21 protein-coding genes are annotated in these 18,952 nt (G+C 69.0%); 13 read left to right on the top strand and 8 right to left on the bottom strand.

Features of this window, described 5'->3' with window-relative positions; genetic code table 11:
* Positions 1-55: 55 nt before the first annotated feature.
* The 3 genes from BDK89_RS16725 to BDK89_RS16715 all read right to left on the bottom strand — a co-directional run bounded on the left by BDK89_RS16725 (position 56) and on the right by BDK89_RS16715 (position 2,064).
* On the bottom strand, positions 56-1,057 hold the full coding sequence (locus tag BDK89_RS16725; protein ID WP_243839258.1) for a GGDEF domain-containing protein: 1,002 nt from the start codon (positions 1,055-1,057) through the stop codon (positions 56-58).
* A gap of 91 nt (positions 1,058-1,148) precedes the next feature.
* Positions 1,149-1,742: a TetR/AcrR family transcriptional regulator gene (locus BDK89_RS16720; RefSeq protein WP_133870035.1), complete on the bottom strand. Its 594-nt coding sequence runs from the start codon at positions 1,740-1,742 to the stop codon at positions 1,149-1,151.
* 58 nt (positions 1,743-1,800) lie between these two features.
* On the bottom strand, positions 1,801-2,064 hold the full coding sequence (locus BDK89_RS16715; protein ID WP_133870034.1) for a hypothetical protein: 264 nt from the start codon (positions 2,062-2,064) through the stop codon (positions 1,801-1,803).
* A gap of 68 nt (positions 2,065-2,132) precedes the next feature.
* Between BDK89_RS16715 and BDK89_RS16710 the strand changes: the two genes are divergently transcribed.
* Together BDK89_RS16710 and BDK89_RS16705 are read left to right on the top strand one after the other, a co-directional pair.
* Positions 2,133-2,867, top strand: a complete 735-nt coding sequence (locus BDK89_RS16710) for an enoyl-CoA hydratase-related protein (RefSeq protein WP_133870033.1) — start codon at positions 2,133-2,135, stop codon at positions 2,865-2,867.
* A gap of 32 nt (positions 2,868-2,899) precedes the next feature.
* On the top strand, positions 2,900-3,478 hold the full coding sequence (locus BDK89_RS16705; RefSeq protein WP_133870032.1) for a DUF6886 family protein: 579 nt from the start codon (positions 2,900-2,902) through the stop codon (positions 3,476-3,478).
* Between the two features lie 102 nt (positions 3,479-3,580).
* On the opposite strand, the gene BDK89_RS16700 is transcribed toward BDK89_RS16705, so the two are convergent.
* Positions 3,581-5,272: a sortase gene (locus BDK89_RS16700; protein ID WP_133870031.1), complete on the bottom strand. Its 1,692-nt coding sequence runs from the start codon at positions 5,270-5,272 to the stop codon at positions 3,581-3,583.
* Between the two features lie 141 nt (positions 5,273-5,413).
* Between BDK89_RS16700 and ccmA the strand changes: the two genes are divergently transcribed.
* From ccmA to BDK89_RS16650, 10 genes are all read left to right on the top strand, one after another.
* Entirely contained in the window at positions 5,414-6,064 is a 651-nt protein-coding gene (gene ccmA / locus BDK89_RS16695; protein ID WP_133870030.1) for a heme ABC exporter ATP-binding protein CcmA, read from the top strand.
* Positions 6,061-6,777 (top strand): heme exporter protein CcmB, encoded by a 717-nt coding sequence (locus tag BDK89_RS16690; RefSeq protein WP_133870029.1) that lies wholly within the window; start codon positions 6,061-6,063, stop codon positions 6,775-6,777. Before ccmA ends, BDK89_RS16690 begins: the two co-directional genes overlap by 4 nt.
* Positions 6,778-6,788: 11 nt before the next feature.
* Positions 6,789-7,559, top strand: coding sequence for a cytochrome c biogenesis protein CcsA (gene ccsA, locus BDK89_RS16685; RefSeq protein ID WP_133870028.1), 771 nt, complete (start codon positions 6,789-6,791; stop codon positions 7,557-7,559).
* The gene (locus BDK89_RS16680) at positions 7,556-7,711 is read left to right on the top strand and encodes a heme exporter protein CcmD (protein WP_133870027.1); all 156 of its coding nucleotides are present in this window, start codon (positions 7,556-7,558) and stop codon (positions 7,709-7,711) included. The genes ccsA and BDK89_RS16680 overlap by 4 nt, the downstream gene beginning before the upstream one ends.
* Before the next feature lies 1 nt (position 7,712).
* Positions 7,713-8,201, top strand: a complete 489-nt coding sequence (locus tag BDK89_RS16675) for a cytochrome c maturation protein CcmE (RefSeq protein WP_133870026.1) — start codon at positions 7,713-7,715, stop codon at positions 8,199-8,201.
* A complete protein-coding gene (locus BDK89_RS16670) occupies positions 8,201-10,243 on the top strand; it encodes a heme lyase CcmF/NrfE family subunit (protein WP_243839202.1) in 2,043 nt (680 codons plus the stop codon). Before BDK89_RS16675 ends, BDK89_RS16670 begins: the two co-directional genes overlap by 1 nt.
* Positions 10,236-10,865, top strand: a complete 630-nt coding sequence (locus BDK89_RS16665) for a TlpA family protein disulfide reductase (protein ID WP_166657643.1) — start codon at positions 10,236-10,238, stop codon at positions 10,863-10,865. Before BDK89_RS16670 ends, BDK89_RS16665 begins: the two co-directional genes overlap by 8 nt.
* On the top strand, positions 10,862-11,407 hold the full coding sequence (locus BDK89_RS16660; RefSeq protein ID WP_133870024.1) for a cytochrome c-type biogenesis protein: 546 nt from the start codon (positions 10,862-10,864) through the stop codon (positions 11,405-11,407). Before BDK89_RS16665 ends, BDK89_RS16660 begins: the two co-directional genes overlap by 4 nt.
* The gene (locus BDK89_RS16655; protein ID WP_133870023.1) at positions 11,391-12,143 is read left to right on the top strand and encodes a tetratricopeptide repeat protein; all 753 of its coding nucleotides are present in this window, start codon (positions 11,391-11,393) and stop codon (positions 12,141-12,143) included. Before BDK89_RS16660 ends, BDK89_RS16655 begins: the two co-directional genes overlap by 17 nt.
* A gap of 154 nt (positions 12,144-12,297) precedes the next feature.
* A complete protein-coding gene (locus tag BDK89_RS16650; protein WP_166657642.1) occupies positions 12,298-15,135 on the top strand; it encodes a beta-propeller domain-containing protein in 2,838 nt (945 codons plus the stop codon).
* 31 nt (positions 15,136-15,166) lie between these two features.
* On the opposite strand, the gene BDK89_RS16645 is transcribed toward BDK89_RS16650, so the two are convergent.
* The 4 genes from BDK89_RS16645 to BDK89_RS16630 all read right to left on the bottom strand — a co-directional run bounded on the left by BDK89_RS16645 (position 15,167) and on the right by BDK89_RS16630 (position 18,161).
* Positions 15,167-15,634, bottom strand: coding sequence for a SixA phosphatase family protein (locus BDK89_RS16645; protein ID WP_133870021.1), 468 nt, complete (start codon positions 15,632-15,634; stop codon positions 15,167-15,169).
* A 1-nt stretch (position 15,635) separates the two neighbouring features.
* A complete protein-coding gene (locus BDK89_RS16640) occupies positions 15,636-16,439 on the bottom strand; it encodes a DUF4328 domain-containing protein (protein ID WP_133870020.1) in 804 nt (267 codons plus the stop codon).
* A 206-nt stretch (positions 16,440-16,645) separates the two neighbouring features.
* A complete protein-coding gene (locus tag BDK89_RS16635; protein WP_166657784.1) occupies positions 16,646-16,951 on the bottom strand; it encodes a metallopeptidase family protein in 306 nt (101 codons plus the stop codon).
* A 52-nt stretch (positions 16,952-17,003) separates the two neighbouring features.
* Positions 17,004-18,161 (bottom strand): Mrp/NBP35 family ATP-binding protein, encoded by a 1,158-nt coding sequence (locus BDK89_RS16630; RefSeq protein ID WP_133870018.1) that lies wholly within the window; start codon positions 18,159-18,161, stop codon positions 17,004-17,006.
* A 52-nt stretch (positions 18,162-18,213) separates the two neighbouring features.
* Here BDK89_RS16630 and BDK89_RS16625 point away from each other — a divergent pair, with 52 nt between their 5' ends.
* Positions 18,214-18,939, top strand: a complete 726-nt coding sequence (locus tag BDK89_RS16625; RefSeq protein ID WP_166657640.1) for a helix-turn-helix transcriptional regulator — start codon at positions 18,214-18,216, stop codon at positions 18,937-18,939.
* Positions 18,940-18,952 lie beyond the last annotated feature (13 nt).

Here is an 18,952-nt window from a genome sequence, read left to right as displayed (position 1 = left end):
CGACGAAGGCCGGACCCCCTCGAGGTCCGGCCTTCGTCGTGGAAGTCGGTGTTGCTCAGGCGGGGCTGAGTTCGATCGAGGTGGCGTCGACGATGCGGTCGCGGCCTGCGGTCTTGGCGGCGATCAGCGCCTTGTCGGCGGTCTCGACGGTCGTGGCGACGTCGGTGGCCTCGACGTCGTCGGTGCGGGCGACCCCGACCGAGATGGTGAGGTTCGTCTGGTCGGGCAGCACGATGGTACGAGCAGCCTCGAGCACACGGTCGGCGACGCCTCGGGCGTCGTCCTCGGTGGCGCCGGGGAGCATGATGCAGAACTCTTCGCCGCCGTAGCGGTAGACGACGTCGTCGTAGCGGACGTGGGCCGAGAGCATCGAGGCGACCCGGCGGAGGATCTCGTCGCCCTCCTGGTGACCGAACCGGTCGTTGACCGACTTGAAGTTGTCGACGTCGACCATGATCACGGCGACGGGATCGTCGATGTCGTGCGAGGCGATGTCGTGGTCGAGGCGGCGTCGGTTGGCGAGGCCGGTGAGGCCGTCGCTCCAGGCCATGGCGGCCAGCTCGTCGTCCGACTCACGGCGACGCAGCGAGTTGGCGAGAGCGGCGGCCCCGAGCACGAGCAGGGACATGGCGGCGACGGCGAGCAGCCCGAGCGCCGGGCCGTTCGAGCCAGTCTCGGTCGGCAGCGCAGCGGCAGGCGTGGCCGAGATGCGCATCAGGTCGTCGAGCGCAGCGTCGTACACCTGCGACGGAGGAGCGAATCCCTGCCCCTGAGCGGGGAGCGGGCTGAGCACGGCGCGGGACGCTGCGGTCAGCTGGACCCCGAGCTCGTCGAACTGTTCGAGCACCATCGAGCCGGTGCCGTCGACGACCCGCAGGCGAGCGGTCGAGGCGGTCGGGTCGGTGGCGGCAGTCGCGACGAGCGTCTGCTCTTCGGCGACCAGTTCGGCTGCTGCGTCGGCGAGTTCGCGCACCGCGTCGTCCTCGGCGCCGGCGGCGACCGTGGACGGCGTGGCAACGACCGCCAGCGCCGTGGCAATGAGTGCGGTTCGGAACATCTTCACGCTGATTGCATCGGCCCCGCGGCGATTCGCCTTGAGCGGATTGACGACCTGTGAGCAGGCCTTGACGCAATCCAGAAGTTGGGTGTCAGCGACTCTTGCGATCGACGGCTCGGAGTCCGGCCCAGGCGAGTTGGCTGACGACGCGGGCGATCTCGTCGGGGTCGAAACGCTCGCCGGATCCGACGAGACGACGACTGGCACCTTCGGCGAGGCCGACCAACCCGTGCGCGATGGTCTCGCGGTGGGCGGGGTCGAGATCGACGTCGATCAGCCCGGCGATCGCGGTGGCCGCTGCGTCGTTGATCCGGCGGACCTGGGCGGCGAACTCGCCCTCCTGGCGGGCGCTGCCGCCGAACAGCAGGGTGAACTCCTGGTGGTGATCGGCGACCCAACCGAAGTAGGCGCCGAAGCCGCGTTCGGTTCGTTCGCGCCCGTCGGCTGCTTCGGTGGTCGCCTTGGCGATCGTCTCGATCAGGCGTGTGCCGACCTCGTCGAGCAGGGCTCGGTAGAGATCGGCCTTGCTGTCGAAGTGCTGGTATAGCACCGGTTTGGTGACGCCGGCGGCCTCGGCGATGTCGTTCATCGACGTGCCGAAGTACCCCGACCGCCCGAACTCGTCGATGGCGACGTCGAGGATCTGTTGCCGGCGTGCGTCAGCGGAAAGGCGGGGCGAACTCATGAGTTACCGAAGGGTAACCGATCGGTCGTCACAGCGGACGGCTCCGTACGGCGGCATCTCACAGTCCGCGTTCGACATCGTCGCGTTCGGCGGCCTTGACGGCATAGCCGAGCACGATGCTCGGTGCCAACAGGATGAACGACACGACGAGCGACCCTATGATCAGCGACGCCATCGTCGGGCTGAACCCGAACGCGAACGCGATCACGAACAGTGCCATCGCCAGCGCCAGGAGCAGGTAGCCGACCCGGTTGGCGATCAGCGTCCACTTGGCGACCTGGGCCCGCTTGCGGCGCACCGGGTCGTCGTGTCGATTGCTCACGGGGCGACCGAGCCGAGAATCGGGTTCGATGCGGGTGTCGACGGGCGGCTGCTCATAGTGTTCGCCACATGGTACGGGTCGAGCAGCGAGACGACATCGGCGACGGCGTGGTGTTGATCACGCTCGATCGCCCCGACCGACGCAACGCCGTCGACCACGAGACGCTGCTCGCGCTGGTGGACGCGCAGCGGCAACACGCCGACGCCCGCGTCGTCGTGCTGACCGGTGCGCCGCCCGCCTTCTGCGCCGGTGCTGATCTGCAGGGTGTTCGCGAGGATGTCTTCTCGGCCGATCTCCGGCGTGTGCTGCAGGGGTTCACGGAGATGGCGTGCCCGGTCGTCGCGTCGATCGACGGGCCGGCGCTCGGCGCCGGCGCCCAACTCGTCGCGGTCGCCGACCTCCGCATGTCGACACCGGGCTCGGTCGTCGGGATCCCGGCTGCCAAGCTCGGCCTCGTCGTCGAGCAGTGGACGATCGACCGGATCGCCCGCGAGTTCGGAGCCTCGGTCGCGAGGGGCATGTTCGTCGGCGCCGAGGTCTACCGGGGCGAACGGTTGCATGCGATGGGGGCGATCCACCGCCTCGGTCATCTCGACGATGCGCTGGCGTGGGCCGGCGAGTTGGCGCGGCTGGCGCCGCTCAGCCTCTCGGGGCACAAGATCGCACTCGAGGCGATCGCCGCAGGTCGGGTCGACGATGCCGATGCGGCGGCGGCGAAAGCCGCGGCCTGGGCGAGCGAGGATGCGGCCGAAGGGCGCCGGGCGTTCCTCGAGAAGCGACCGGCCGTGTTCCGCGGCCGGTAGCGGTTTCGTTCACCGTGCGCGAGAATCACGACGTGATCAGCGACGCGGAGCGCGACGAGCTCGTCCGACGAGCAGCGGCGGTGCCGAAGACGCACAGCCGGCCCGACGTCGTGTTCCACTACAGCGAGGACGGGTCGATCAAGCGGTTCGCGCCGCACCGACCGCCCTCCAACCCGAGTCATCCGCCGGCGGTGTGGACCATCGACGCCGAGCACGCGCCGCTCTACTGGTTCCCGCGACACTGCCCGCGCATCAGCGTGTGGGCGTACGACGACGAGCAGCAGGGTCGGCTGTCGGAGTTGTTCGAGACCGAGGCGTCGCGCATCTGTGCGACCGAGACGATCTGGATCGACCCGATGCGGGCGGCCCGGCTGTACGAGTACCGGTTCGACGGCAGTCGCTTCGCGCCGTGGACCGACGCCGACGGCCAGTACATCGCCGGCGAGGCGGTCTACCCCGACGAGGTCGTGATGCTCGACGACCTGCTCGCGCTGCATGCCGACGCCGAGGTCGAACTGCGGTTCACCCCGAAGCTCGGGCGCCTGATGGACCAGGTGCTCGCGTCCGGCCTGCCCTTCAGCTTCGTCCGCATCCGCGACGCCCGCCGCTGACGCCGCACCCGTCGGATGATGTCAGACATCATCCGACCAGCTGCCGGCGTCCGGCTACCTGGGTCCGTCGGATGATGTCTGACATCATCCGACGCCCGTGGCTCAGAGGCCCGGGGGCAGCAGCCGGTTGACGTTCTGGAAGAAGAAGTAGAGGGCGATCAGGAACGGGAAGATGCCGACCATGAACCCGATCGAGTCGTGGCGCGTCTTCTTGCTCAGCTGATAGGCGAGCAGTGAGATGATCGTCAGGATCGATCCCCACAGGGCGATCTGTGGCCAGGCCTCGTCGTCGTCGAACCAGCCCTCGCTGAAGGCGTCGATCTCGGCGTCGTCGGGGTCGACCACGGCGACCGGTTCGGCGTCGCTCTCCGACTCGACGTCGGCAGCCGCCGTCTCGGCCTCGTCGTCGGCGTCGCTCTCCGACTCGTCGGCAGCGACGGGGGACTCCGCATCGGCGGCATCGTCGTCGGAGTCGGGGGTCGGATCGAGGAAGACGGCGTCGGTGCGATCATCGCTCTCGTCGTCTTGGGACTTGGCACCCGTCGCGCCGTCGCCGTCGACCGTCTCCTCGTCGCCGTCGAACGTCGGGTCGTCGCCGCCGGTGTCGAATGTGGGGTCGTCGCCGGCGGGGCGGTCGGCATCGGCCGACTCGTCGCCGCCATCGACGTCACCAGCATCGACGTCACCAGCATCGACATCCTCGTCGTCGTCCGCCTCGACGACGACCTCGCGGGTGCCGGCGTCCCAGAACTCGGCCTGGCCGACCTGGGCCGACTTCTCGGGCACGAGCACACTGTGGATGACGAGCCGGTCGCGTGCGGTGTACTTCGGATGGCAGGTCGTGAGGGTGAGCTCGGCGACGTTGGGATCGCGGGTGCCGATCACCCACGAGTCGGCAGCGGTGACCACCTGCGAGCCGGTGACGCTGTAGACGAACTGGTCGCCGGTGATCATCGTGACGATGATCTCATCGCCCGCCTGGAGTTGGTCGACGTCGAAGAACGGGGCGCCGTAGGTGGTGCGGTGCCCGGCGATCGACGCATTGCCGAGCTGGCCGGGGAGCGGGGTGTCGGGGTAGTGGCCGGGCCCCTTCTTGAGGTCGTCGAGCTTGACACCCTGGACGACGAACAGGTCGTCGATCCCGATCCGGGGGATCTCCATCTTCGCGATCGCGTCGCCCGGCGGGACGATCGGCACGTTCTGCACGACCGCTTCGTCGGAGAGGTCGACACCGCCGGGGACGACCTCGCTCGGCGTTCCGCCGCCCACACCGTCGGCCGGTTCGGGCTCGTCGGCCGACTCGTCGGCATCGTCGATGTCGTCGGCCTCGTCGTCGATCGGTGTCGTGACGACCGGATCGTCGCTCTCGGCCTCGTCGTCCTCGTCGTCGGCGGCCTGGTTGGCCGCGACCGCGGCCTCGAAGGTGTCTTCGAGCGCGTTCTGCGCCCGGGCGGTCTCGATGCCGGTGCCCCACAGCTGGTACGCCACGAAGCCGAACATCAAGATGCCGGTGGCGATCAGGACCTTGCCGAGGGTGCCGACGAAGAACCGCCAGTCCTTCGGGTCGGGGGGACGGTCCCACTTGCTCACCCGGTTGCGGCGCCCATCGCGCCAGCGGCCCCAGGCCGACGTCGCGGTCGGCGATGCGGACGTGGTTGCATCGTCGGCGCGTTCGTCGGCAGCCTGCTCGTCATCGGCGGGTCGTTCGTCGAGGCGTGCGTCGTCGCCTGACTCCGTCGGCGCAGCGCCGACGTCGGATTCGTCGGTGTCGTTGCCGAGCAGGTCGTCCGTCACCTGCGTCACGTTACTGGCCGGTCGGGTCCGAGCACCGTCAGCGTCGCCGACGGAACACCTGAGAATCCGCTGATAGTCGCCGTCCGACGGCGCCGTCGGCAGTTCTCGGTGATCAGGGTGGCCGAATAGCGTGTCAGGGACATGTCCGCGCCCACTTCGCCCGTCGTCGAGCTCCGCGACGCCGTCGCCGTCCTCGGTGGCTTCCCGGTCCTCGCCGGCGCGACCCTGACGGTCGACCGGGGTGAGATCGTCCTGCTGCACGGCCCGAACGGCGCCGGCAAGACGAGCTTGCTGCGGCTGTGCGCAGGACTGCTCCCGCTCGAACGCGGTGAGGGGCGCGTGTTCGGCCTCGACCTGGCCAGCCACCAGGTGGCGATCCGGCCGCGAGTCGGGCTGCTCGGCCACCACAACGGCCTGTACCGCGACCTCACCGTCGCCCAGAACGTGCGCTTCTGGGGTGCCACCGTCGGCGCCACCGACGACGAGGTCGACGCCGCCATGGAACGACTCGGGGTGCGAGGTCGCCTGGCCGACGTCGGCGTGGCCCGGCTGTCGGCCGGACAGAAGCGACGCACGGCCCTGGCGTGTCTGGTCGCCCGCCGCGCCGAACTCTGGCTGCTCGACGAGCCGCACGCCGGCCTCGACGCAGCAGGCCGGGACGAACTCGACGCGACGCTTCGAGAGGCCGCCGCGGCCGGCGCCACGATCGTGGTGTCGAGCCACGAACTCGAGCGCGCTGCCGCCCTCGCCACTCGCCAGGTCGATGTCGTCGGCGGGCAGGTGGCCGCATGAGCCGCTGGTCGATCGCCCGTCTCGTCGCCGCCAAGGACCTCCGGATCGAGCGTCGCAGCAAGGTGCTCACGAACCAGGTCATCCCGTTCGCGGGGGTGACGATGGTGATCTTCGCGTTCGCGCTCGACGCCAAGTCGGCACGCACCGAGGACGGTTTCGTCCCCCTGCTCGAACTCGTCGCGCCGGGGCTCGTCTGGCTCGCCGCCCTGTTCAGCCTGCTCCTGCTCGTGCAGCGGGCGTTCGCCATCGAGGCCGACGACGGTGCACTCGACGCGCTGCGGGTGGCCGGGGTCGACCCCGTCGCCATCTTCTGGGGCAAGTCGGCGGCGCTCGCCGTCCAACTCGCCGTGCTCGACGTGATCCTGCTCGGCGCCGCCGTGCTGCTCTACGGCGCCGACGTGCCCGCCGGCGGCCTCGTCCTGCTCGTGGTGACCTTGGTCGTCGCGACGTGTGGACTCGCTTGCGTCGGTACGCTGTACGGCGGCCTCACCGCCGGGTTCAGCGGACGCGAGACATTGCTCCCGCTGCTGGTGCTCCCCGTGGTGGCGCCCGTCCTGATCGGGGCGACGCGAGCGGTCGAATCGGCGCTCGGCACCGGCGGGGTGGCGCTCTCGGAGGGCTGGCCGTGGATCGGCCTGCTCACCGTGTTCGCCATCGCCTTCGGCGTCGGAGGCGCACTGGCGTTCGGACCCCTGATCGACGAAGCGACCTGAGACGAGATGCGATGACGACCACGACCCCCGCCACCGACACGACGGCCTCGAGAACCCGCGGCACCGGCACGACGGCCACGCGAGCGCTGGGCATCGCCACGATCGTGATGCTCGCCTGGCTGGTGGCGTTCGGACTCGGGTTCTCGCCCGCCGACCGCGACCAGGACGAAGCGGTCCGCATCATGTACGTCCACGTGCCCACCGTCTGGGTCGCGTACGTGGCCCTCGGCGTGACGGCGCTCTGCTCGGCGCTGTACCTCTTCACGAAGAAGCACTCGCTCGGCTTCGACCGCTGGGCCGGTGCCAGCGCCGAGATCGCCGTCGTCTTCATGGCCCTCACCCTGGTGTCGGGCATGTTGTGGGGCAAGATCACGTGGGGCGTCTACTGGGCTTGGGACGCCCGGCTCACCTCGTTCGCCCTGCTGTTCATCAGCACGATCGGCTATCTCGCGGTGCGGAGCCTCGGCGGTTCGCACCAGCAGCGAGCCAAGCGCAGCGCGATCGTCGGCCTGCTCGTCGTGCTCGAGATCCCGCTCGTGCACTGGTCGGTCCGGCTGTGGAACAGCCTGCACCAGGAACCGTCGGTGCTCGACACCGACGGCGACGTCAGCATCGACGGGCTGATGCTGTTCTCGCTGTTCGTCGGCGTGATCGCGTTCACGCTGCTGTACGTGTGGCTGTTGCTGCACCGAACCCGTTCGATGGCGATGGCCGATCTGCTCGACGACGTCGGGCTCGACCAGGCCCTCGCCGACCGCCGCGCCGAAGGAGCATCGTCATGATCGCCGTCTTGATCGGAATGGAGAACGCCTTCGAGATCCTCGGGAGCTATGCGATCACGTTCGCCGTGATCGGCGGTTTCACGTGGCGAGTGCTCCGCCAGGGCCGACGTCTCGCCGACCAGGTCGACGACGACCAGAAGTACTGGACCTGACGTGACCGACCTCACCCCCCGCACCCAGCCCGACGGCGCCGGCCCGACCGCCAAGCCGCGACGCAAGTGGCTCCCGATGGTGCTGATCGCCGCGGTGCTCGTCGCCGGCGGCGTGATCGTCACCCAGTTCCTCCGCTCGGCGATCGACTACTACTGCAACGTCGACGAGATCGGCGAGCGGTCGGGGTGCGACACCGACAGCCGGCTCCGCATCCAGGGTGTCGTCGACAAGGGCTCGGTCGAGTCGGCGGGTGGCGACACCAACTTCGACATCTCGTTCAACGAGGCGACCGTCGCCGTCTACTACGACGGCGACCCGGGCGGCATCTTCAAGGAGTGCATCCCCGTCGTCGTGCACGGCACCTTCGACGAGGCCGGCACCACGTTCCTCGGTGACCGCGTCGAGGTCAAGCACTCCGACGAGTACGTCTCGGTCAACGACGAGCGGCTCGACGAAGCCGACGACCTCGCCGTCGACTGCGCGACCTGATGACCACCATGCTCGCGGTCAGCTTCAACGGTGCGCTCGGCCACGCCGGTCTGCTCCTGGTGCTCGGCGCGTCGCTCGTCGGCGCACTGTCGACCGGGTTCGCGATCCGCACCGGCAACCGGGTCGGGTTGCGCCAGACCCCGGTCTACGCGTGGCTGATCCTCGCCGGGGCGCTCGTGTCGACGGTGGCGATGCAGCGGGCGCTCGAGGTGCGCGACTTCTCGCTCGCGTTCGTCCAGCAGGTCGGCTCGTACAACACGCCGGGCATCTACAACGTCGCCGCGATGTGGAGCGCCCTCGAGGGCTCGATCCTGCTGTGGGTGCTGGTGCTCGCCGGGTTCACCGCCGCGATGGCGTGGCGCTTCCGCGACCGGTTCGACGACGAACTCGTCGGGTGGGCGATGGTCGTCATGTTCGTGATCTGCACGTTCTTCGCGATCGTGGCGTTCGGCCCCGCCAACCCGTTCGCCGCCGGCCCGCCCTGGCCCGTCGGCCAAGACGGCCCCGGCCCGAACCCGTTGCTCCAGGATCACATCCTCGTCCTGTTCCACCCGCCGATCCTCTACCTCGGCTACGTCGGTTTCTCGGTACCGTTCGCGTTCGCGATCGCCGCGCTGATCACGGGCCGGGTCGGCGAGGGCTGGCTCATGGAGACCCGTCGATGGGCGCTCTTTGCCTGGGGCTGCCTCACGATCGGCATCCTGCTCGGTGGTTGGTGGAGCTACGAGGTGCTCGGCTGGGGTGGCGTCTGGGCCTGGGACCCGGTCGAGAACGCGTCGTTGCTGCCGTGGCTGACCGGCACCGCCTACATCCACTCGGTGCTCGTGCAGCAGCGCCGTGGCATGTTGCGGGTCTGGAACCTGAGCCTGCTGATCGCGACCTTCGCGCTGACGATCCTCGGCACGTTCCTCACCCGTTCCGGCGTCATCAACAGCGTTCACGCCTTCGCCGCCGGCCAGGTCGACGGCTACTTCCTCGGATTCTTCGCCGTGGTCGTGGTCGTGTCGCTCGGCCTGATCGCCTGGCGCGGCGATCGTCTCCGGGCGCCCGGCGTCATGGACTCGCCGGTGTCGCGTGAAGGTGCGTTCCTCGCCAACAACGTGATCTTCTCGGTGTTCGCCTTCATCGTGCTGCTCGGGACGGTGTTCCCGCTCATCGTCGAGGCGTTGCAGGACCGTCGCACCGTCGTCGGCGCCCCCTACTTCGACCGGTTGTCGATCCCGATCGGGATCGCCCTGCTCTTCCTGATGGCCGTGGCCCCGGTGCTGCCGTGGCGCAAGGCATCCGGCGAACTGCTCCGCGAGCGCTTGTTCTGGCCGGCGTGGTGCGGGGTCGGCGCGATCGTCGTCGCGCTGGCCGCCGGCGCCGACGGTCTCTGGCCGCTGATCGGATTCGGTCTTGGCGGTTTCGCCGGTGGCGCCGCCATGCGCCAGATCGTGTTGGCCACCCGACGCCAGGGATGGCGGGGCCTCGTGGGCCGCGCCAACGGCGGGATGATCGTCCACCTCGGCGTGATCATGATCGCGGTCGCGATCGTCGCCTCGAACGCCTACACGAGTTCGACCGACCTCTTGCTCACCCAAGGCGAGGAAGTCGAGTGGAACGGTCACACCTTCGAGTTGGTCGAGGTGGTCGCCGAGACCGACGCCCGTGCCGATGCGATCGTCGCCAACGTGCTCGTCGACGGGGTCGAGCGCGGCCCGGCGATCACGACGTACCTCAACATGGGGCAGTCGATCGGCACCCCGAGCGTCGCCACCAGCCTGACCAACGACGTCTACCTGACCATCGCCGGCACACAGGCGCCGCAGCCTGGTGCGACCGAGGTGCGCCTCGAGGTCTTCTCGAAGCCGCTCATCATCTGGTTGTGGATCGGTGGCGTGATGATGGCGGTCGGCACGATCCTCGCCGCCTTCCCCGGCCGGCGCCGCCGACCGATCGATCCGGTGTCGTCCCCGATCCCGACCGACGACGCCGAACTCGACGCGCCTGCCGATGACGAGTCGGGTCAGTCCGATCCGAAGGAGGTCGCCGGTGTCTGACCTGACCGACGCACCCGCCACCGCACCGGGCGCGCCCGGCGACACCGCCGAGACCGCCCAGACGAACGGGAGCGGCCGCCGTCGGGTTGCGCCGATCGCCGCCGGCCTCGTCGCGCTCGTGGTCGTCGGGCTGTTCGCGATCCTGCTCATGGCCGACTCGTCGCAGGACTCGACGGCGGGCTCGCCGCTGCTCGGCAATCTCGCGCCCGACGTCACCGCCACGAACGAGGACGGGTCGACGTTCGAGCTGTCGCGTCGCAAGGGCAGCTGGGTCGTGCTCAACTTCTTCACCCACGACTGCGTGCCCTGCATCCGGGAACACCCCGAACTGATCGAGTTCGTCGACCAGCAGCAGGCCCTCGGTGCCGAGGGGGCCGAGTTCTACTCGGTCGTGCGCGACTCGACGAACGAGCAGGTCGAGGCGTTCTTCGCCGAACGCGGCGGCGACTGGACGATCGTCTACGACACCGACTACGAGTTCGTGAACGGCTTCGGTGTTGCCCAGGTGCCCGAGACGTGGATCGTCGACCCGAACGGCTTCGTGCGACGTCGCTACATCGGCCAGGTCACCTCCGACGGGCTGAGCGCGACGCTCCAGGCGATGCGAGAGGGCGCAGCATGACGAGCGTCAACCGGAAGCTCAAGCGGTGGCCGGGGTGGGTGCTGCTCGGACTCGCGGTCGTCGCCCTGCTCGCCGTCGGCGCTACCCGCGACACCGGGCCACGTACCCCCGACGAACGGATCGAGGCGATCTCGAAACGGCTCGCCTGCCCGATCTGCCAGGGCGAGAGCGTGTACGAGTCGCGCAACACGGCGTCCGTGCAGATCCGCGAGGCGATCAAGCAGGACGTGAACGACGGCATCAAGTCGGACGAACAGATCATCCAGGACATCGTCGTGGCGTACGAGGGCGAGGAACTCCTCGTCCCGACAGCCGACGGCGTCGAGGCGCTTGCGTGGGCCCTGCCGGCCGCGGCGTTCGTCATCGGCGCGACCGGGCTCGGGTTCGCGTTCCGCCGTTGGCAGCAGAGCGCCCGTGCCCTGGGGGAGGCGACCGACGACGACTACGCGCTCGTCGCCGACGCCATGGCCAACTTCGACGAGCACGAGGACGAACCGGTGCCGGTGCGCGCCGAGGCGAGCGACGATGCCGACGACGCGTAACGGAGTCGATCCCGATCGGTTGGCCGAGCTCGAGGAGGAACGTCGGTTCCTCCTGCGGTCGCTGAACGATCTCGAGCGCGAGTTCCGCGCCGGTGACATCGACGAGGTCGACTATCAGGAACTGAAGGACGGCTACACGGTGCGCGCCGCGGCAACGCTCCGTGCGATCGAGGACCGCAAGGCGGCACTGCCGACCAAGCCGCCGGTCGACTGGAAGCGACGGATCGTCACGGGTGTCGCCGTCGTCGCACTGTTCGGCGTGGTGTGGTGGGCGCTCGCCGCCTGGTCGGCGCAACGCCTGCCCGGGCAGACGGCGACCGGTCTCGATCCGCGTGACGAACAGACGGTGCTCGTCGCTCAGGCCCGAGCGCTGATGTTCGAGCAGCCCGGCGCCGCTGCCGCGTTGTACGCCGAGGCACTCGAGAACGAACCCGACGACGTTGAGTCGCTCACCTACCGGGGATGGACGCTCGCACTGTCGACCCGGGCGATGGAGGACTCGACCGACGTCACCGACGCATTGAAGACATCGATCGACTCGCTGGGCCGCGCCGTCGAACTCGATCCCGAGTACCCCGACGCGCACTGCTTCATCGGCATCGTCCAGATCCGGTTCCTGCAGTCGCCGACGAACGCGGTCCCGTACCTCGAGCGTTGCCTCGAGTACAACCCCCCGGCCGACGTCCGCACGCTCGTCGAACCCCTCCTCGACGAAGCCCGAGCCGACGCCCCCTGACCTGTCGGTTGATGTCAGACATCAACCGACCAGGTCTGCGATGCCGGACGGTCACGACCGTCGGTTGATGTCTGACATCGACCGACCATCGCGACTTCCTGGGAGGACGGACGTTATCCATCGGCGGGTCGTCCGGCGATGTAGCGTCTCGGCGATGCGGGTGGGACCGGGGACTGCAGGATTGATCGCGCTCGTCGTCGCGGCGACGTCGATCACGGTCGGAGCGACGTCGGCGGCACCGCCCACCGAGTCGGCCGGCGGGGGGATCCGGCTCGGGCCACTCGAGACATCGTGCATCCCGGTGCCCGACGCCGAGATCGGCGATCTCGCGCTGATGAACGTGACCGCGGTGCGTCCGACCGCGAGCGGTCACCTCACCGCCCATCACGAACTCGCCGACCCGAGCGCCACCTCCACCGTGAACTTCCAGGCGGATGCGACGGTTCCCGCGCTCGCTGCAGTGGCGATCGGGGAGCATCGGGTCGCGTGCGTCACCAACTCGATCCACGCCGCCGCGCACGTGGTCGTCGATCTGGCCGGGCTCCTTCCCGGGGCCGCCGTCGACGGGTCGTTCACCGGATCGACACGTGTCTTCGACTCGCGACGCGGCCCTTCGTCGCGGGTCGAGCCGGGTGAGACGGTGTGCAGCGAGCCCGTCGAGGCCGGCCCGGGCGCCGTCGTGCTCGCGAACGTCACGGCGGCGAACCCATCGTCAGCCGGACACTTGGTCGCCCACCCGAGGGGCGCCGCCGACACCACCTCGACGTCGACGCTGAACTATGTCGCCGGCGCGAACCGCGCCAACCTGACCGTCGTCGAGCTCGGGGCCGACTCGTCGATCTGCGTCACGCTGTCCACGCACGCGTCCGCCAACGTCGTGATCGACGCCGTCGCGGTCCTCGACTCGACGCTGTTCGAACGGACCGATGCCGGGGGCCGATTGCTCGACACGCGTGAACCCGACGCAGGCACGGCCGGTCGACGGGTCGCGGCAGGCGGCACGGTGTGTACGACCGATCCGGTCGGCACGCCGGGCGCCGCCGTCGTCGCAAACGTCACCGCCGCCAACGCGTCGGGTCCCGGCCACCTGAACACGCATGCGCTCGAGCAGGCGAGCGACGGTTCGTCGACCCACAACTACACCGCCTCGACCAGTTGGGCGAACCTCACGGTGACACGACTCGGTGACTCCGGGCGACTTTGCGTTTCGGCGTTCGTGAACCCGTCACACGTCGTCATCGACCTGGTCGCCGTGATCGCTCCCGATCACACCGCCACGATCAACCCGGTCGGTGACCGGCTGATCGACACCCGCCGGATCGAGCGGATCCCCGGACGGTTGGCGGCGTCCGATCTGACGTTCGGCGCGTCGTGCGATGCGATCTACGACGCATTCGTCGACGCCCACCTGGGCGATCTGACTGCGTACTCCTACCCGACACTGCCGGCGACGAACGGCAACGGGGCGACGACGGTACCCGACCACTCCGAGACGAACACCCAGGTCGACGGGGTCGACGAGGGAGACTTCGTCGAGACCGACGGGCGATACCTCTACCGCGAGTCCGAGCCGGGAACGCTCGAGATCATCGACCTCCAACGCAACCGGGTCGCGTCGACGGTCGCACTCGACGGCGACCATGCCGAGATGATCCTGTACGGCGATCGGCTGATGGTCACGACGACGGGCTACTCGGCCGACACGTCCACCACGAACGTCCTGGTGGCAGACGTCACCGATCCGTCGAATCCGACCGTGCTCGAGCGCTACGGCGTCACCGGCGTTCGTGAGGCGATGCGCGGGATCGACGGGCGGGTCCATCTCGTCCTCAAGTCGTACCGGATTCCGTACCAGCGGTATTGGGACGACGTCGAGGTCCCACTCGGCCAGATCGCCGCGTCCACGATCGACGACTGGCTGCCGCTGCAGTACGACATCCGCGACGGCGCGTACACCGCCGAGCGGCCGGCGATGCCGTGCGAGCGGGTCGGCCTCCCCGCCGCGTCCGCGGGCGGGGAGCTGCTGTGGGTGTCGAGCATCGATCTGGCACGCCCCTCCGCGGGCCAATCGGGTACCGCCGTGATGACGAAAACCGGGACCACCTCGGTGATGGCGACGGCCGATCGGCTGTACGTGTCCACACAGAATTTCGAGTGGTGGGACTGGTGGGGGAACGGCTCCTTCGTGACCGGTATCCATCTGTTCGACCTCGACGGCGCCTCGGCCACGTACGAGGCGTCCACGGATGTGCCGGGCCGGGTGCTGAATCAGTTCTCGATGAGCGAGTACGACGGGATCCTCCGGGTCGCCGTGACGTCCGGATGGTGGAACGAGAGTTCGTCGGCCGTGTTCGCCCTCCGGCGGTCCGGCGACTCCTTCGAACGGATCTCCGCCGTCGGCGAGCTGGGGCCGGGTGAACGGATCTACGCGGTGCGACACGTCGGCGAGTTGTCGTACGTGGTCACGTTCCGCGAGACCGACCCGCTCTATGTTGTCGACTTCGCCGATCCGCTGCGGCCGGTGCTACGCGGTGAGCTGAAGATCCCGGGGTTCTCGACCTACCTCCACCCGCTCGGCAACGGGCGACTGCTGGGTGTCGGCCGCGACGCCGACCCGGACACCGGAGAGGTGATCGGGTCGCAGTTGTCGCTGTTCGACGTCGCCGATCCCGACCGGCCGACGCGCACATCGCAGATCGAACTCCCGGGCTGGACGGAGATCCACGACCACCGGGCCGTGCTCGTGTGGCCGGCAGCCTCCACCGTGGTGCTGCCGGGCTATATCGACAGCACGGGCGGTTCGGTACTCCACGTCGGTCGGTACGTCGGTCAGCGGCTGATCTACGCCGGCGCCGTGTATGCGCCGAGCTGTTCGAACTTCACTCGCGGGGTCGTCGTCGGTGACCGGTTGATCGCCGTCGGCAGCGGCCCGGTGCAGATCGTCGATCTGACGACGCTCGCCCCGATCACCACCATCGGTTCCTGCTCCTGACCGTCGGTTGATGTCTGACATCGACCGACGGTTAGAGGACGGGGGGTGGCCAGGCGGTTGCCTTGACGATGTGGCCGTGCTTGCTGCGCTGGAGGACCCACACCGACGACTTGCGCCAGTCGGGCTGGGTGGCGATCTTCGCACCCGCCTTCTTCAGGCGCTGGAGCGCCGCCGGGATGAGATCGCCGTGGCTGCACATGACAGCGCCCTTCGGCGCTTCCCGGATGAGTTCGAGGAGCGGCTCGACCGGTTCGTGTTCGGTGAGGCGCTCGTCGACCTCGACCTGCAGATCGAGTCGTTCGCCCAGCGGTTCGAGGGTCTGGATGCAGCGCACATACGCACTCGACAACAGCACGCTCGGATCGTGCTTGGCGAGGCGCTTGCCGACCAGCTCGGCCTGCTTCCAGCCCTTCTTGCTGAGCGGACGCTCGATGTCGTCCGCGTTCCAGAGGCGCCGCTCGCCCGCCTTGGCGTGTCGGACGAGGTACAGCTGGGCCATGTCAGGCCTCTCCGATCAACCGCCGATGACGCTCGGTCAACTGGCGGGCCATGAGGATGAACAGGACGGCTGCGACCGCACCCACGACGCCCGCCAGAGCCGCCGTGTCCTGCGCGTCGATCACTTGCTGTGCGAGATCGCGTTCGGTGCCGCCCATGTTGAACCCGGCGCTGGCCGAGACGATCTGGACGACGATCGAGATCGGTCCGTAGACGACGAACCACGCCGTCACCACCCACGACACCGGCCGGGACTTCCACTCGCCACCGACGGGCACCTCGGGGTCGGACGCCTTCCACAGCTCGCGGAACATCAGGAACGGGATCACGTACAGCAGCGGCGGCAGGAACCAGCCACCGATCGCCCAGCCCGGTGCCCAGCGGCCGTTGCGGTGCATGGCCTTGAGGTTCGCGGCGAGGCGGTACATCCAGATCATGACGAGCACGACCGAGGCCAGCGTCGCGACGGCTTGGACGAGGGTGACGACGCCATAGGGCGCCATCGACCGTGCGAAGTCGTCGGACGAGGACTCGCCGTCGAGGAACGCCTCGGCGTCGTCGACGAGCGGGTAGTTGAGGAGCGCGGTGAGCAGCGCGAACCCGCCGGCGATCCCGACGAGGATCATCGCCGCCCTGGCGACGGCGCCGACGCGCTTGAGCTGCATCGACGACATCGGTGAGCCCGAGTACCCGACGTACCCGGACGGCGCAGCGAGTTGTGCGCCCGGGGTCGGAGGTGGGGGAGGAGGTGGTGGCGGCGGAGGGTTGAACCCGCCGCTCGGAGGCGGCGGTGGCACGTCGGTCACCCGGACAACGGTACCGCTTCCACGGCACTCCGACGTCACCTCGGGTCGGGTGTCGGAGGGAACGGCGGCGGAGTCGACGTTTCCGGAGATCACCCGACCCGGGAACGCTGCTTGGCACGGGTCGGGTGATCTCCCGAAACGCCTCGGCTGCGCCTCGTCGTTCCGTACGACACCCGACCCGGTTGGTTCCGGCGGGGCCGGGTGGGTCAGGCCCAGCCGAGCTCGTGGAGGCGGTCGTCGTCGATGCCGGCGGCGTGGGCGATCTCGTGGATCACCGTGACGAAGATCTCCTCGTTCAGGTCGTCGAGGTCGTCGCACATCTCGCACAGCGGTACGCGATAGATCGACACGACGTCGGGTGCCTCGTCACCGATCCGTTCGGTGTGCGGCGTGCCCTCGTACAAACCCAGCAGATCGGGCTCGTCCGGGTTCCGGTCGTGGATCTGGACGACGACGTTGTCGAGCACCGGGACGAGTTCGTCGGGCAGGTCGTCGAGCGCGTCGACGACCATCTGCTCGAACTTGTAGCGCGGCACGATCTCCACGGTGACCGCCGGCCGAAGGTCAGAGGACCTTGAGTTCGGCGTTGAACCGCTTCTTCGGCTGCAGATCGACGGCGATCGTCTGGGCCATCGTGCGGAACGCCTGCGCAGCCTCGGACTCGGGGTCGACGGCCGTGATGGGGGCACCTGCGTCGGAGCCCTCGCGCAGCGCCGGCACGAGCGGCAGCTGACCGAGCAGCGGCACGCCGAGGTCGTCGGCCAGCTCCTGGCCGCCACCGGCACCGAACAGCTCGTACTGCTTGCCGTCGTCGCCGGTGAACCACGACATGTTCTCGATGATGCCCATCACCGGCAGGTTGACCTTCTTGGCCATCGCCGCCGACATCGCCGCCACCTTCTGTGCGGCGGGCTGCGGGGTCGTGACGACGTAGACCTCGCCGCGCGGCAGGTACTGGCTCAGGCTGAGCGCGATGTCGCCGGTGCCCGGTGGCATGTCGATGAGCAGGAAGTCGGGCTCGTCCCAGTACACGTCGGTGAGGAACTGCTCGAGCGCCTTGTGCAGCATCGGACCTCGCCAGATGACGGCCTCGCCGGGGGGAGCGAAGTAGCCCATCGAGATGCAGCGCACGCCCCACTTCTCGGGCGGCACGAGCATCTGGTCGATGACGGTCGGCGGACGATCGGTGCCGAGCATCCGCGGGATCGAGTAGCCGTAGATGTCGGCGTCGACGACCCCGACGGAGTGGCCGAGCTGGGCCAGCGCGACGGCGAGGTTGGTGGTGACGCTCGACTTGCCGACGCCGCCCTTGCCGGACGAGATGAGCAACGGACGGGTCTTCGAACCGGGATCGGCAAACGGGATGGCACGACCCTCGGCGTGCCCGTGGGCGTGCGAGTGGCCGGCGGTCGACGCGGCGTCGCCGTGCAGCATCTTGCGGAGTTCTTCGCGTTCGTCGTCGGTCATGACGGTGAACTCGAGGGCGACGTCGGTGACACCGTCGACCTCGGTCGCCGCGCTCGACACCCGGTTCTGGATCTCGTTGCGCAGCGGGCACCCGGCGACGGTGAGTGCCACCAGGATGTGCGCCGTGCCGTCGGCGCCGAGTTCGGCACGCCGGAGCATGCCGAGGTCGACGATCGATCGGTGGAGTTCGGGATCCTCGACGGGGCGGAGCGCGTCGACCAACTGCGGGTTCATCTGCTCGGACACGGCGTCCATTCTGGCGGCGACCGCCCGGCATTTGCACTACGCGGATAGTAGAATCTCGACCGTGCCCGGTTCTGCGTCCAGTTCTGCGTCGTTCAACGCCACCGTGTCGGCGATCACCGACGCGTTCGGCGACCCGACGCGACGGGCGATCTACCTGTACGTCCGCGATCGCGGTGGCGACCTGGGTGCCACGACCTCGGCGGTCGCCGGTCACGTCGGCGTGCACCCGAACGTGGCTCGCCACCATCTCGACAAGCTCGCCGCCGGCGGCTACCTCGAGGTCCAGACTGGCAAGGTCGCCGGCGGGGGAGCGGGCCGTCCGTCGAAGCGGTACGTCGCCGTCGCCGATGCCGTGACCGACTTCCCGGTCCGGTCCGATGATCTGCTGCTGTCACTGCTCGGTCGGGCGCTCACACGGATGTCGCCGGCCGACGCCGAGGCGATGGCCGAAGAGGTCGGCGCCGAATACGGCCGGGCGATGGCGGCCGGTCTGCGCGGCGAGCAACTCGAAGCCGGTCACCGATCGTTGCGCTCGGCGATCCAGGCGGTCGCCGACGCGTTGACGGCGCACGGGTTCGCCGCCCACGCCGAGAGCCGCAACGATCAGCTGCGCATCATCAACGACCACTGCCCGTTCGGCGACGTCGCGACGGAGCATCCGGTCATCTGCGCAGTCGACCGTGGCATGGTGCGCGGCATGCTGAGCGAACTCACCGACGGCGACCTCGACGTCACCACCCAGTCGAGCCTCGCCGCCGGCGACACCTTCTGCACCACCGCCGTCTGAACGCCCGGTCGGT

It is taken from the genome of Ilumatobacter fluminis (assembly GCF_004364865.1).
In the GTDB taxonomy this organism is placed as follows: domain Bacteria; phylum Actinomycetota; class Acidimicrobiia; order Acidimicrobiales; family Ilumatobacteraceae; genus Ilumatobacter; species Ilumatobacter fluminis.
Note: the sequence above shows the minus strand (reverse complement) of the source record. Positions and strands in the feature narration are given on the sequence as shown.